This is a genomic window from Pseudomonas syringae group sp. J309-1 (genome assembly GCF_032582135.1).
GTDB classification, from domain to species: Bacteria; Pseudomonadota; Gammaproteobacteria; order Pseudomonadales; family Pseudomonadaceae; genus Aquipseudomonas; species Aquipseudomonas quasicaspiana.
Genome location: NZ_JAWHNU010000059.1, coordinates 1 through 14,726 on the forward strand (window position 1 = coordinate 1; position 14,726 = coordinate 14,726).

13 protein-coding genes are annotated in these 14,726 nt (G+C 57.1%); 9 read left to right on the forward strand and 4 right to left on the reverse strand.

Going from position 1 to position 14,726, the window contains the following annotated elements:
* Positions 1 to 95 (forward strand): IS3 family transposase (locus tag RX972_RS29645; protein ID WP_410478260.1); only part of this gene is annotated, 95 nt, incomplete at its 5' end.
* Positions 96 to 474: 379 nt separating this feature from the next.
* Entirely contained in the window at positions 475 to 894 is a 420-nt protein-coding gene (locus RX972_RS24130; protein WP_027900558.1) for an organic hydroperoxide resistance protein, read from the forward strand.
* Between the two features lie 220 nt (positions 895 to 1,114).
* On the opposite strand, the gene RX972_RS24135 is transcribed toward RX972_RS24130, so the two are convergent.
* Positions 1,115 to 1,684 carry an elongation factor P gene (locus RX972_RS24135; protein ID WP_027900557.1) on the reverse strand — a complete coding sequence of 190 codons (570 nt, stop codon included), beginning with the start codon at positions 1,682 to 1,684 and terminating at the stop codon, positions 1,115 to 1,117.
* A gap of 97 nt (positions 1,685 to 1,781) precedes the next feature.
* The gene (earP, locus tag RX972_RS24140; protein ID WP_316879246.1) at positions 1,782 to 2,927 is read right to left on the reverse strand and encodes an elongation factor P maturation arginine rhamnosyltransferase EarP; all 1,146 of its coding nucleotides are present in this window, start codon (positions 2,925 to 2,927) and stop codon (positions 1,782 to 1,784) included.
* 118 nt (positions 2,928 to 3,045) lie between these two features.
* Here earP and RX972_RS24145 point away from each other — a divergent pair, with 118 nt between their 5' ends.
* From RX972_RS24145 to dkgB, 6 genes are all read left to right on the forward strand, one after another.
* Positions 3,046 to 3,444 carry a hypothetical protein gene (locus tag RX972_RS24145; RefSeq protein WP_255881986.1) on the forward strand — a complete coding sequence of 133 codons (399 nt, stop codon included), beginning with the start codon at positions 3,046 to 3,048 and terminating at the stop codon, positions 3,442 to 3,444.
* A 3-nt stretch (positions 3,445 to 3,447) separates the two neighbouring features.
* Entirely contained in the window at positions 3,448 to 3,930 is a 483-nt protein-coding gene (locus tag RX972_RS24150; RefSeq protein WP_316879248.1) for a GreA/GreB family elongation factor, read from the forward strand.
* Positions 3,931 to 4,052: 122 nt separating this feature from the next.
* Positions 4,053 to 4,250: a hypothetical protein gene (locus RX972_RS24155; protein WP_027900553.1), complete on the forward strand. Its 198-nt coding sequence runs from the start codon at positions 4,053 to 4,055 to the stop codon at positions 4,248 to 4,250.
* A 215-nt stretch (positions 4,251 to 4,465) separates the two neighbouring features.
* Complete coding sequence (locus RX972_RS24160; RefSeq protein ID WP_255886831.1) at positions 4,466 to 5,011, forward strand: DUF1003 domain-containing protein; 546 nt, start codon at positions 4,466 to 4,468, stop codon at positions 5,009 to 5,011.
* Between the two features lie 174 nt (positions 5,012 to 5,185).
* Positions 5,186 to 5,725 carry a PaaI family thioesterase gene (locus tag RX972_RS24165; RefSeq protein WP_099267458.1) on the forward strand — a complete coding sequence of 180 codons (540 nt, stop codon included), beginning with the start codon at positions 5,186 to 5,188 and terminating at the stop codon, positions 5,723 to 5,725.
* Between the two features lie 360 nt (positions 5,726 to 6,085).
* Entirely contained in the window at positions 6,086 to 6,889 is an 804-nt protein-coding gene (dkgB, locus tag RX972_RS24170) for a 2,5-didehydrogluconate reductase DkgB (RefSeq protein ID WP_316879254.1), read from the forward strand.
* A gap of 145 nt (positions 6,890 to 7,034) precedes the next feature.
* Here dkgB and RX972_RS24175 read toward each other — a convergent pair whose 3' ends face one another.
* Together RX972_RS24175 and RX972_RS24180 are read right to left on the reverse strand one after the other, a co-directional pair.
* Positions 7,035 to 8,369 (reverse strand): lysine N(6)-hydroxylase/L-ornithine N(5)-oxygenase family protein, encoded by a 1,335-nt coding sequence (locus RX972_RS24175; protein ID WP_316879256.1) that lies wholly within the window; start codon positions 8,367 to 8,369, stop codon positions 7,035 to 7,037.
* A 290-nt stretch (positions 8,370 to 8,659) separates the two neighbouring features.
* Positions 8,660 to 10,534: an MFS transporter gene (locus RX972_RS24180; RefSeq protein WP_316879258.1), complete on the reverse strand. Its 1,875-nt coding sequence runs from the start codon at positions 10,532 to 10,534 to the stop codon at positions 8,660 to 8,662.
* 699 nt (positions 10,535 to 11,233) lie between these two features.
* Between RX972_RS24180 and RX972_RS24185 the strand changes: the two genes are divergently transcribed.
* On the forward strand, positions 11,234 to 14,707 hold the full coding sequence (locus tag RX972_RS24185) for a PAS domain-containing hybrid sensor histidine kinase/response regulator (protein ID WP_316879297.1): 3,474 nt from the start codon (positions 11,234 to 11,236) through the stop codon (positions 14,705 to 14,707).
* The last annotated feature ends 19 nt before the right edge of the window (positions 14,708 to 14,726 follow it).

Below are 14,726 nucleotides of genomic sequence, written 5' to 3' on the forward strand. Positions count from 1 at the left end.
TCACGGACTACATCGTGCGGTTCTACAACGAGGGGCGATTGCACTCGAAACTGGGCTATGTGCCGCCCAATCAATATAAGCGGCAAGCAGCCTGACAATCACCGATTGAGGTGTCCGGAAAAAGTTGACCACTGCACGCCGCGCAGTCTCGCGTCAAAAAATACCATGGTGGGAGCCGAGCTTGCTCGCGATGAGGCTGGACGCGGTTCACTTTAGATCGCGCCCGACCTTATCGCGAGCAAGCTCAGCTCCCACAGAAAAAAGCGTGCTTGCGTCACCACCGCACTGTGCCGGGAGCACAAGCCGATCGCCTATAGATGATTCCATTCCAACAATCCGAAATATTATCTTGCGCGCAAACTATTTGCGCGATACATTTATTTCGTACTCCGTTAGCGCACTCCTTTCCAGCGCAAACAGACAAGTTTTGAAAGACCCGATCACTACGATCTTCCGACCCTAAGAGGTGACACCATGGATACGCTTTACACCGGCATCGCAACTGCAACCGGCGGCCGTGATGGTCGTGCTGTTTCCAGCGACAACATCCTCGACGTGAAACTCGCTACGCCGAAAGAACTGGGCGGCGCAGGTGGTGCAGCCACCAACCCTGAGCAACTGTTCGCTGCCGGTTACTCGGCCTGCTTCATTGGTGCGCTGAAATTCGTCGCGGGCCAGAGCAAGCGCACTATTCCGGCTGACGCCTCGATCACTACCCATGTCGGCATCGGCCAGATTCCTGGCGGTTTCGGTCTGGATATCGACCTGAATATCAATCTGCCAGGCCTGGAACAAGCGGACGCCGAGCAACTGGTTGAAGCGGCTCACCAGGTGTGCCCGTACTCGAACGCTACCCGCGGCAACGTTGATGTGCGCCTGCACGTAACCGTATAACCGCAACGGTTCCAGGTGCTGCGGAATGGCCGAAACCTGTGGGAATTCATTCGCGAAGAGGCCAGTACAGCCGACACGCTTCTGTTTGCTGATACATAGCTTTCGCGAATGAATTCGCTCCCACACAGACTGCACAAGGGCAGCCATGTTCATTCGACAAGCGCCCACAAAAAAGCCCGCATCGCTGCGGGCTTTTTGTTGAACGCGGTAAACGCTGTGCTTATTTAGCACGGCCTTTGTAGGAACCGCCTTCACGTGTATCGATCTCGATGCGGTCACCGATTTCGATGAAATCAGCTACTTGCAGCTCGGTACCGTTGGCCAGCTTGGCAGGCTTCATCACCTTCCCGGAAGTGTCGCCACGAGCCGAACCTTCGGTGTAGTCAACTACGCGCACGATGGTGGTTGGCAGCTCTACGGAAACCAGACGCTCTTCGAAGAAGATCGCTTCGCAAACGTCGGTCATGCCTTCTTCCACGAATGGCAGAACGGCTTCGATGTCTTCAGCGTTCAGCTCGTACATGGTGTAGTCAGTGGTGTCCATGAACGTGTAGGTGTCGCCGCTGATGAAGGACAGGGTCGCTTCTTTGCGGTCGAGGATTACGTCGTCCAGTTTGTCATCAGCGCTGTAAACGATCTCGGTCTTGTAACCGGTCAGCAGGTTTTTCAGCTTGGTTTTCATGATGGCGCTGTTACGACCGGACTTGGTGAATTCAGCTTTCTGAACCAGCCAAGGGTCATTTTCAAGACGAATCACGGTACCGGGTTTGAGTTCTTTACCAGTTTTCATTGCGTATATCCGAATTTGGATGGAATTTGCCGAGGCTCTGTACGAGAAACCGCTTCGCGCGTGTCACGCGAAGGTCTTTTTCGTACAGAGCCTAATCTCAAGGCCGCGTATCATACGAAACTCCACAAAACAGTACCAGCGCCGTCGCAAGATCAGCGAGGGAAGCTTGCTGCACACACCAGCTTTCAGCGTGGTTCGCGATCTCTGACCAGTGCTCAAGCAGCGCCTGCCAGCTTTCAGCGCCCTTCTCTCCCGCATTCCAGGTGCGCCAGAAGCCGCTCAACGCCTTTGCAGCCTCGGGCGAGAGCCCTGCAAGGTAGTGTTCCAGAAAGGCATCGAGCTTGACCCAATGGGCGTCATCGTCCTGTTCATAGATGTGCCAGAGCAGCGGCCGCCCCGCCCACTGCGCCCTTACGAAAGAGTCTTCGCCGCGTACCACGTTGAAATCACAGGACCATAGGAGCCGGTCGTAATCCTCCTGTCTGACGAACGGCAGTACCTGAACCGTCAGCGCTCCGCGGGTTTCCCGTGCCGCGGTTCGAAGCGAGTCGACGCCAAGCCAGCGTTGCAGATCCCCCAGAATACGGCCTTCCGGTACCAGTAAATGGTTTGCCTCGCTATCGGTCGCCAATGCGTCAAGCCAGGCTCCGATACCCGGATTTTCATACGCAAATACCGAAATCAATCGTGCGCCATCGTCAGGAGTGACCCCAAGCCCTTGCAGGAAATGGCTACGCTCTGCCTGGTTCTGTTGAAACGCCTGACGTGTGGCAAGCAAATCATGCTCTCGCAGCAGACCACCGGTAGTCGGAACAAAGCCCGGAAAGAAAAAGAATTTGCGCAGCCCGTTGGATTGCACCGATGGCAGGCCATGGCAGCCACTCACCCAATCTTCGGCGCTGAGGTATTCGAGGTTGATCCATACCGGCCGGGGTGAACATTGTGCGATAGCGTCAACGTAGTCGGGTGGCAGACGGCAGGCGAATGCCTCAACGATTACGTCGGGGATGTCAGTGGCCTCCCATTGTTTCGGCCATTGATGGACGCTGACGCCTTCGCGCCACTGCTGCGCGGCAGAGGCATCAGCGCCAGGGCTAAGGCGTACGAAGGCAGTCAGATCATCGACCCACAGGCGTACCTTCAAACCATGCTCGGCTACCAGTTGCCTGGCCAGACGCCAAGTCACGCCGATGTCGCCGTAGTTGTCGACGACGCTGCAAAAAATGTCCCAAGAGGCTTTCATGTCCGGCTCCCTGAGGCTGGATGATAAAAAACGCCGATTGTCCTTCAGACAACCGGCATGCACCAGCCTCCGCTCATGGCACAATCGCAGCATCTGCAGTCAACGCCGAGATCCCGTCATGCCCACTACCCATCGTCGCGAGCTGAATGTGTCCCTTCACCCACTGAAACTGATCGCCTGTATCGCCATCGGCATCTGGCTTGGTTTTGTCGCAGTGGCTCTGACCGGCATGCTTTTTTACAAAGCCTTGCCTGCGGCCGAAACCCAGGTCATCAACAATGCTGCTGCGCAACTAAGCGCACCGCCGGTCGAAAAACCTGCGCCCGCCACGGAAAAAACCATGTTCGAAAAGTATGAGCAAAGCCTGCGCGAAAGCGAGGCTCGCCAGGCGTGGGAACAGGCTCAGGAACAACAGCAGAAAAACTTCAACGGCCCCAAATGTAACTTCTGGATGCAGCAGGATCGCACCGCGCCCAGCGAGAAAAGCCGCGCCAATGTCATCCAGTTCTGCGGATAAACCATGAACAAGCAAGACGTGTTGCAATCGATCATCGACAAACTGGAGGTGGACCTGGATATCGCCCGGCGCGCTGCTCAGACCGCGTATGAAACCGCGACCCACGAAGAAAACATCGCCGAAAACAAATACGACACGCTGGGGCTCGAAGCCTCGTATCTGGCTGCGGGTCAGGCGCGGCGTGTGGAAGAAATTCGCCAGTCGCTGGTGCTCTACCAAAAGCTGACACTCGCGCCATTCAGTGAGGACAAAGGCATTCAGTCCGGCGACCTGATCACGCTGGAAAATCACCTTGGCGTTGAACAGCATCTGTTTCTGGGGCCTGACGCCGCTGGTCTGAAGATTCAATACGACGCACACACTGTCACAGTCATTACCGCCCGTGCGCCATTAGGCCAGAGCTTGCTGGGTAAACAGACGGGCGATGAACTGGAGATTCGCGTAAATAGCAGCAGCCAAACCTTCGAAGTCACGCAGATAGTGTGACCGGCTATTCATTTACAGGGTTGATCGCTCCAACTTTTTCTGGGTATGGTGGCTTCGTCGCCACATAAAGTGACCGGGACTACATAACCGGAAGCAAGGACTCACTAAGTAGGAGATATTTCATGACTAACGTCATTGCTTTCCCTGACGCCCATGAACGTGATCGCCTCAAGTCAAGTGACCACCCTGGGCTGAGATACCTGAACAAGAAAGAGCGACTGCTGATCGACCAGTTACGTCAGACCAGCCATGCCGGACGTCAGTACGTCTATGACTACGCAGCCATTATGTCGCTGTCCAAGCCGTTGCATCCGGATTGAGTGCCCGCGGTCTCTGAATTTGATGAGAACCCTGTGGGAGCGAATTTATTCGCGATTGGCTGATACAGTCGATACATGCCTGGCACATGCAAGGCCGCCTTCGCGAATAAATTCGCTCCCACTGTTCGTCTATTCAGCCCCGGTTCAGCCCATGACACCCTAACCCGGCGCAAGCGCCTATAGTGGCCGCACGCCCCGGTAAACTGGAATCCGTCATGAATCCCGCTGGATCTGAACACGCCCCCTCTGAACGGCACATAGCAACAGAATCGACCGGCAAGAAACCTGTCGATCATCTGCGTTTCCACAAACACCACGCGCACCTTGCCAGTACCTTTGGCAATGACGGGTTTGCGCTCAAGGCCGAGGCCTTCGCCCGCTTCTTTGGTACGCCTGCGTTCCTCGGCGCACAAACCGTTATCGTTCTACTCTGGGTGGTGTGTAACGCCACTGGCCTGACCCAATTCGATCTGTACCCGTTTATCCTCCTCAATCTGGCGTTCAGCCTTCAGTCAGCCTACGCAGCGCCTCTGATTCTGCTGGCTCAGACCCGCCAGTCAGCGCGTGACAAAGCCAATGCCGACGCTGACGCCCAGCACCGCGAAGATCTGGCAGCACAAATGCTCTCGCTGCTGGAGCAGAACACCCGCCTCACAGAACTGACCAAATCGCTCACCGAGCGTATTGAGACGCTCACCTCTGACATGCATAAGCATTTCGTGAAACGCGACCCGGTCGATTGCGACAAAAAGCCGGGCTGACTGCCCGCTTTTCAAGCGCCCTGTCCATCCTGCTCGAGTGAGAAGCCAGGTAGGCCAAGCCGTCACTTGAGTCGGACATTTTCCAGAGCTGTCGCCACTTAGTATTGCACCCATCATAAAACCAAAGGATTATGACCATAATTAAAACCGCAAAAGCCTTGTGGAGTGCACGTCATGTCGATTCAGACCCGCGATGAAAAACTCAGCCTCTGGCTGGAAGAAGAGCGAGCCATACGAGAAAGCCTGGGCGCAGCGGGCACAATGCGTCTAGCCGATGTGGCCCTGTTGGAGCCCAGGGAGTTCTTCGAAGGCATTGGTCGTGGCGACCTGCCCTGTCCGCCCATTGGCGAGCTCATGGATTTCACTCCGCTGCGCTGGTCGCCGGGAGAGTTCGTTTTTCAGGGGACGCCCGATGAGCGTCATTACAATCCTTTGGGTAGCGTGCATGGCGGGTACGCGGCAACGCTACTGGACTCATGCATGGGTTGCGCGATTCATACCCGTCTGAAAAAAGGTCAGGGCTACACCACGCTGGACTTGCGTATCAGTTACGTAAGGGCACTGAACCACTCAGTCGGACCGGTGCGCGCGGAAGGCAAAGTGATCCATATCGGTCGTTCAACTGCATTGGCCGAGGGTCGGCTGTATGACGTGGATGACCGGCTTTACGCCATTGGCAGTACGACCTGCATGATTCTCAATATGGATACTTGAGTGGGAACGACCTTTTACCGAACAACAATAACCACCTGATTTGCAATACGTTTTCTGTAGGAGTGGCCGGGGTGGCGCTCCACACTGCTCGCGATAGCGTCAGCACAGACGATAAATTCATCAACTGGCAGACCGAATCGCGAGCAAGCTCACTCCTACAGGGGCCGTGTTTACTTCGCGACATCGTATCCTACGACCAAAATCTTGAACCCTCCACGCCTTCTACTGACCAACCTGACAAGCCCATTCGTGACGCACAGGCAAATATCCCTTTCCCGTTGCACTGTTTTTCTCCGCAGTCCGAGCCGGGATACTGGGCTCACGTCTTGTTTGTTGAATCAATTTGAAGGAGCACCACGCATGTCTATTCCAGCATTCGGCCTCGGTACTTTTCGCCTCAAGGATCAGGTTGTCATCGACTCTGTAACCAATGGCCTTGAAGTGGGCTATCGAGTCATCGACACCGCTCAGATCTATGGCAACGAAGCCGAAGTCGGCAAAGCCATCTTCAACAGCGGCGTGCCTCGTGAAGAGTTGTTCATCACCACCAAAATCTGGACCGACAACTTCGCCGCCGACAAGCTGATCCCGAGCCTCAAGGAAAGCCTGGCAAAACTGCAGACTGACCACGTGGATCTGACACTGATTCACTGGCCTTCGCCAGAAGGCAAAGTCTCGGTCAAAGAGTTCATGACGGCTTTGCTGGAGGCCAAAAAGCAAGGCCTGACCAAACAGATCGGCATCTCCAACTTCACGATTGCGTTGATGAAGGAAGCCATTGAAGTGGTCGGTGCAGAGAACATCGCCACCAACCAGATTGAGCTGCACCCGTACCTGCAAAACCGCAAGGTGGCTGATTTCGCCAAACAGCACGGCATTCAGATCACGTCTTACATGACCCTGGCCTACGGTGAAGTGCTGAAGGATCCGGTGATCGAACAGATCGCCAAACGCCACAATGCTTCCACTGCACAAGTGACGCTGGCCTGGGCGATGCAACTGGGTTACGCGGTGATCCCGTCGTCGACCAAACGCAGCAATCTTGAGAGCAACCTCAAGGCTCAGGATTTGAAACTGAGCGATGAGGACATGGCACAGATCGCAGCGCTGGATCGCGGCCACCGCCTGACCAGCCCCGCGAGCCTTGCGCCGAAGTGGGATTGATCAGCGTCTGATTGGAATGCAATACCTGTGGGAGCCGGGCTTGCCCGCGATAAGGTCGACGCGATCTAACAGAGATTCGCAGTGTCCTTATCGCGGGCAAGCCCGGCTCCCACAAGAGATTTCATTTCGATTCAATGAGGTGTGCTTACCCCACCGCCAACAACCGCTCCAGCACTGACTGATCACGCCCCGCCCGCGCCACATTGGCGTACAGCGATTCGGCGATTTCATCGGCGCGGATTGGCAGCACCGATAACAAGGTGTCGCTCAACCCGTGACTGGACTCGCAGAAACCCTGCATGTAGATCGAGGCTTTGCAGCGGCTGTCGCTCTTGATCCGATAATCACGACTCACTTCAAAGTCCCCCAGATACTCACTTAGCGGCTCCAGCAGATGACGGTGCAACTGACGCTCGTAGCCGGTGGCCAGGACCACTGCGTCGTAGTTCTGCACGCTGCTTTCACCATTGGCGAGATTACCCAGCACCACTTCAATACCGTTGGCGGTTGCTTTCGCGTTCTGGACCGAGGTCAGGTTGCGGAATGTATGACGTGCAATGCCCGAGACTTTCTGGCGATAGAACACACCGTAGATGCGCTCGATCAGATCGATGTCCACCACTGAGTAATTGGTGCTGTGGTATTCGCGGATCATCTCTGCGCGCTGCATGCCGTTCTGGCTGAACATGAGATCGGTGAACTCGGGTGAGAACACTTCGTTGACGAAAGGACTGTCGTCAGCAGGCTTGAGGGCCGAACCGCGCAGAATCACGTCCACCTGCACCGACGGGTAACTGTCGTTCAGGTCAATGAAGGCCTCGGCCGCACTCTGCCCGCCGCCAACAATCGCGATGCGCATCGGCTTGCCATTGGCGCAAGCTTGCTGAGCCATGGATTGCAGGTATTTGGAATGGTGAAACACTCGTGCGTCGCCCTTCATCCCGGAGAAAGCCTCAGGAATACGCGGCGTGCCACCAGGGCTGACCACCACCGAACGAGTGGTGCGCACGTGGTTCTGGCCTTGCGTATCACGGGAGATAACGCGCAACGCCTCGACCTGCTGTTTGTGCAGCACCGGCTCGATGGCGGTGACTTCTTCGCCATAGCGGCTCTGTTCGTTGAACTGTGCTGCCACCCAGCGCAGGTAGTCGTTGTACTCCATCCGGCACGGGTAAAAAGTGCCCAGGTTGATGAAGTCCACCAGGCGACCGTGCTGCTTGAGGTAGTTGACGAACGAAAACGGGCTCGTGGGATTACGCAGCGTGACCAGATCCTTGAGGAAGGAAATCTGCAGTTCGCTTTGGGTCACCAGAGTGTTGCCGTGCCAGCGGTAGTCGGCCTGTTTGTCGAGAAACAAAGCATCCAGCGCACCCTCCCGCTCGCCCCGTTCCTTCAGGGCAATTGCCAGTGCCAGATTGGATGGACCAAATCCGATACCGATCAAATCGTGAACCACGGCAGATACAAGAGCCTGTGTCATTCCAGTGTCCTCGGGAGATGTTGCCCGCTCGTCAATCAATGGCCAGCAAGGTGGCCTGTTGCAGTAGGAAACGAGGACAGAGAAACAAAATTTAACGATTGGGCCGAGAACGGGGCGACGAGGCAGAGGGACAGGAAAGCCGGCCCTGCTGTTATGTGATGCATATTCTGTAGGAGCTGCCGAAGGCTGCGAATGCATCAGGCCTGACACACCGCTATCGCAGCCTTCGGCAGCTCCTACAGGAATACGTTTCCATTCAAATAATTGCGCTATTTTGAGCCAGAAGCGGCTTAACGCAACTCCCCGCGCAACAACGCCACCTGTTTGCGTGCCGCTGCCTGGGTCGATGCCTCCCCGGTCAGCGCTGGCCCGGCGACGACGGTCACCCTCGACCACAGGCGGCGGAACAATCTTTTGCCCGGCGCACGGCTGAAAAAGCTGCCCCACAAGCCCTGCAGCGCCATCGGGATGACCGGCACTTGCGTCTGTTCAAGAATGAGCTTCATGCCACTTTTGAACTCATCAATCTCACCGTCGCGAGTCAACTTGCCTTCTGGAAAGATGCATACCAGTTCGCCTTCATTCAGGTATTGGGCGATTTTTTTGAATGCCTGATCGTATATCTGCAAGTCCTCACCACGCCCGGCGATAGGGATAGTCCCGGCGGTGCGGAAAATAAAGTTAAGCACAGGCAAGTTGTAGATCTTGTAGTACATGACGAAACGAATCGGCCGCCGCACTGCGCCGCCGATCAACAGGGCATCAACGAACGACACGTGATTACAAACCAGCAATGCCGCACCTTCGTCTGGAATATGGTCGAGATTCTCGTGCTTGACGCGGTACATGGAATGGCTGAGCAGCCAGATCATGAAGCGCATGGTGAACTCGGGAACAACCTTGAAGATGTACACGTTGACCGCGATGTTCATCAACGAGATGGCCAGGAACAGCTCAGGAATCGACAGCTTGGCCACGCTGAGCAGCAAGATCGACACAATCGCCGACACCACCATGAACAGCGCATTGAGAATGTTGTTGGCAGCAATGACCCGAGAGCGCTCGCGCTCCAGGGTACGGGACTGAATCAGCGCATACAGCGGCACGATGTAGAAGCCACCAAAAATCCCGATGCCGAGAATGTCCAGCAGCACCCACCACGCCTGACTGAAACCAAGGACGCCCAGCCAGTCATTAGCCATCACGTTCTGCGGCATTTGTCCGGAATGCCACCACAGCAACAGGCCGAACACCGTCAGGCCCATGGAGCCAAACGGCACCAGACCGATTTCTACCTTACGTCCGGACAGGCGCTCGCAAAGCATCGAGCCGGTCGCGATACCGATGGAGAAGACGGTCAGGATCAGCGTCACCACGGTTTCGTCGCCGTACAGCCACTCTTTGGCGTAGGACGGGATTTGCGTCAGGTAAATCGCACCGACGAACCAGAACCACGAGTTACCGACAATCGAGCGCGAGACCGCTGGCGTCTGACCCAGTCCCAGACGCAAGGTGGCCCAGGTCTGAGTGAAAATATTCCATTCAATTTTCATCTGCGGCGTAACCGCTGCGGCCCGGGGAATGCTATGGCTGGCGATGTAGCCCAGGCTCGCCGTCAACACCATCACGCTGGCGACAAACATCTCGTAATGAGCGGTGGACATGATGATACCGGCGCAAATGGTCCCGGCCAGAATCGCCAGAAAAGTACCCATTTCCACCAGCCCGTTGCCGCCGACCAGTTCTTCTTCACGCAGGTGTTGCGGCAGGATCGAATACTTCACGGGCCCGAACAGCGCCGAGTGGGTGCCCATGGCAAACAACGCCACCAGCATCAGCCACAAGTGCCCGAACAGAAACCCCACCGATCCCACCAACATGATGCCAATCTCGGCCAGCTTGATCACACGGATCAACTTGTCCTTGGCGTACTTCTCACCAAACTGTCCGGCCAGGGCAGAGAACAGGAAGAACGGCAGGATGAACAGCAACGCACACAGGTTGACCCAGATAGAGCGATCACCGTCGATGTTCAGTTTGTAGAGAATGGCCAGAATCAGCGATTGCTTGAGGATATTGTCGTTGAATGCCCCGAGGGACTGTGTGATGAAAAACGGCAGGAAACGACGCTTTCCAAGCAAATTGAACTGTGACTGATGGCTCATCGTCCGCGATCCTGAATGGCAACGGGCACATTGAAGACGTTACAGGACGTAATGTCGATAGGATGTTTCGGAATGTTGTGGATTTGGAGGTCAATTCAGAATGGCGCAGATCCTGTGGGAGCGTGGCTTGCCCGCGATTCAGGCGCTGTGGTTGCCCAGACAGACCGCATCATCGTTTATCGCGAGAAGCTCGGTTCGTATCCAGACTACCTAATTGAAATACATCCTGTATGAGCTCACGAGCACAGCGAGGCAGCGATGGCAGTTTGTCTGATACACCGCTATCGCGGCCTCGCGGTGCTCGTGCGCTCCTACAGGTCCATCGTTTGGCGTGAGACAGCGCAGTGTGATGAACACAGGGGCTGCTCCTATCAAACATCACTCCAATAATGGATTTGAAACGCGGACCTTGTAGGAGCTAACTTGTTGGCAAAGCGGAATTTCTGACGATGCGGGTCCGACGTCTCGCCAACAAGTTGGCTCCTACAGGGTCATCCGTTTGCTTAGCGACAGCGAGGTGTCAGGGATACCGGGGCTGCTCCCACAGGAATCAACGGCATGTATGGACAGTGCTTGCCCGCCATAAGCGCCCCAAGTGCCCACATCCAGCCACTCTTCCCTTTCACGACTAAAGTAGCTCCTGCTCCCCCGAACCTTCATGCGAGACTAGCCAGCTTGTTCTTGAGGCTCTGAATGTCTATGTCGCTGTCCACCGGGCTGATTGCGGCCGTCGCTCTGGCTTATATGGCCGTCATGTTTGCCATCGCCTTTTACGGTGACCGGCGCAGCACGTCGCTGCCGCCCCGGCTGCGCGCGTGGGTGTATAGCCTGTCGCTGGCGGTGTATTGCACCAGCTGGACGTTCTTCGGCGCAGTTGGTCAGGCCGCCGAGCAGTTATGGTCGTTTCTGCCGATCTACCTCGGGCCTGTGGTGCTGATGCTGCTGGCGCCGTGGGTGCTGCAAAAGATGGTGCTGATCAGCAAACAGGAAAACATCACCTCGATTGCCGACTTCATCGCTGCACGCTATGGCAAGTCGCAATCCCTGGCCGTGGTGGTTGCGCTGATCTGTCTGGTGGGCGTGCTGCCCTATATCGCCCTGCAACTCAAAGGCATCGTGTTGGGGGTGAACATCCTCATTGGTGCAGTCGCGGACGCCACAGGAACCCGGGCCCAGGACACAGCACTCATCGTCTCGCTGGTCCTCGCGCTGTTCACGATTGTCTTTGGCACGCGCAATCTGGACGTCACCGAGCACCATCGCGGCATGGTCATGGCGATTGCCTTCGAAGCGCTGGTCAAGCTGTTTGCCTTCATGGCAGTGGGCGCGTTCGTGACCTATGGCCTTTATGACGGCTTCGACGACCTGTTCAATCAGGCCCTGATCGCGCCACGGCTTGAGGAGTACTGGAAGGAAACCATCAACTGGCCGTCCATGGTGGTGCAAACCGGCGTGGCGATGATGGCGATTGTCTGCTTGCCACGGCAGTTTCACGTCACCGTCGTGGAGAATATCGATCCGCAAGACCTGCGCCTGGCCAAGTGGGTGTTCCCGGCCTATCTGGTCCTCGCGGCGCTTTTCGTAGTGCCCATCGCCCTGGCCGGACAAATGCTCCTGCCAGACTCGGTGCTCCCGGACTCGTTCGTGATTAGCCTGCCGCTGGCGACGACTCATCCGTCACTGGCCTTGCTGGCGTTCATCGGCGGTGCCTCAGCGGCAACAGGCATGGTGATCGTGGCGAGTGTCGCGCTGTCGACGATGATCTCCAACGACATGCTGCTGCCTTGGCTGCTGAGCCGAAAAACGGCTGAGCGCCCGTTTGAGGCGTTCCGTCACTGGATGCTGTCGGTGCGCCGGGTCAGCATCGTGGTCATTCTGCTGCTGGCCTACGTCTGCTATCGACTGCTGGGTTCGACCGCCAGTCTGGCAACCATTGGCCAGATCGCCTTCGCCGCCATTACGCAGTTATCGCCCGCGATGTTTGGTGCACTGTGGTGGAAGCAGGCCAACCGCCGGGGTGTTTTTGCCGGATTGGGGGCCGGGATTTTCCTGTGGTTTTACACCTTGGTACTGCCGATTTCTGCCGAAAGTCTGGGATGGCCGCTGGAAACATTTCCGTTGCTGGCCTGGCTGCACAGCAACCCGTTGGGGTTGCCGATTACGCCGCTGACCCAAGGCGTGGTGCTGTCACTGGCGGGCAACTTCATCCTGTTCGGCTGGGTGTCGGTGATCTCCAAGACCCGGGTTTCCGAGCACTGGCAGGCCGGACGTTTCATCGGTCAGGACGCCAGCGTCAGCACCGGCAACCGGCCGCTGCTGGCCGTGCAGGTCGAGGATTTGCTGAACCTTTCCGCACGTTTCGTGGGTGAAGAACGCGCCCGACAAAGCTTCATCCGCTTTGCCTATCGTCAAGGCAAAGGCTTCAACCCGAACCAGAATGCCAACGGCGACTGGATCGCTCACACCGAGCGCCTGTTGGCCGGTGTGCTGGGCGCCTCATCGACCCGCGCCGTAGTGAAAGCCGCCATCGAAGGTCGCGACATGCAGCTCGAAGACGTGGTGCGCATCGCCGATGAAGCCTCCGAGGTCCTGCAGTTCAACCGCGCCCTGCTCCAAGGAGCCATCGAGAACATCACCCAGGGCATCAGCGTGGTCGATCAATCGCTCAAGCTGGTGGCGTGGAATCACCGCTATCTGGAGCTGTTCAATTATCCCGAGGGGCTGATCAGCATTGGCCGCCCGATTGCCGACATCATTCGCTACAACGCCGAACGCGGGCTGCTGGGTCCCGGCGAGGCGGAAGTTCACGTGGCCCGGCGTCTGCACTGGATGCGTCAGGGCCGTGCCCACACCTCCGAGCGGATGTTCCCCAATGGCCGGGTGATCGAACTGATCGGCAACCCGATGCCTGGCGGTGGTTTCGTGATGAGTTTCACTGACATCACAGCCTTCCGCGATGCCGAACATGCGCTCAAGGGCGCGAATGAAAGCCTTGAGCAACGGGTCGCCGAGCGTACCCACGAGCTATCACAGCTGAACCTTGCCCTGACCGAAGCCAAGGGCACAGCCGAAGCGGCGAACCAGTCGAAAACCCGCTTCCTGGCAGCCGTCAGCCATGACTTGATGCAACCACTGAATGCCGCCCGCCTGTTTTCCGCGGCGCTGTCCCATCAGGACGACGGCATGTCCGCTGAAACCCAGCAACTGGTGCAGCATCTGGACAGTTCGCTGCGTTCGGCCGAAGACCTGATCAGCGATTTGCTGGACATTTCCCGCCTGGAAAATGGCAAGATCACCCCGGACCGTCAGCCTTTTGCACTGAACACGCTGTTTGACACACTGGGCGCCGAGTTCAAGGCGCTGGCCCAGGAACAAGGCCTGGAATTCCGTTTAAGCGGCACCGCGCTGCGGGTCGACAGTGATGCCAAGTTGCTGCGACGCATCCTGCAGAACTTCCTGACCAATGCGTTCCGTTACGGCAAAGGCCCGATACTGCTCGGCGTGCGCCGTCGTGGCACCTACCTGAGTCTGGAGGTCTGGGATCGTGGGCCGGGTATTCCGGAGGACAAGCAGCGGGTGATTTTCGAAGAGTTCAAACGTCTGGACAGTCACCAGACCCGCGCTGAAAAAGGCCTGGGGCTGGGCCTGGCGATTGCTGATGGTCTGTGTCGCGTACTGGGCCACACGTTGCAAGTTCGCTCATGGCCGGGCAAAGGCAGCGTGTTCAGCGTGTGCGTGCCACTGGCTCAGCACCAGACAGCTCCAGCCAGCGTCGTACCCGACGCAAACCGTACCGCGCTGACCGGGACGCAAGTGCTGTGCATTGATAACGAAGACAGCATTCTGATCGGCATGAACAGCCTGCTGACTCGCTGGGGCTGTCAGGTATGGACTGCCCGCAGCCGTGAGGAATGTCAGGCGCTGCTGGATGAAGGCGTACGCCCGCAACTGGCACTGGTGGATTACCACCTGGACAATGGCGAGACCGGCACCGAGCTGATGGCCTGGTTGCGAACGCGCCTGGGCAAACCGGTACCGGGCGTCGTGATCAGCGCCGACGGCCGCCCCGAACTGATCGCTCAAGTGCATGCTGCCGGGCTGGATTACCTGCCCAAGCCGGTCAAGCCTGCGGCGTTGCGGGCGTTGTTGAGTCGGCATGTGATGTTGGGGTGAGGTCTGCGCATAAGGCTGG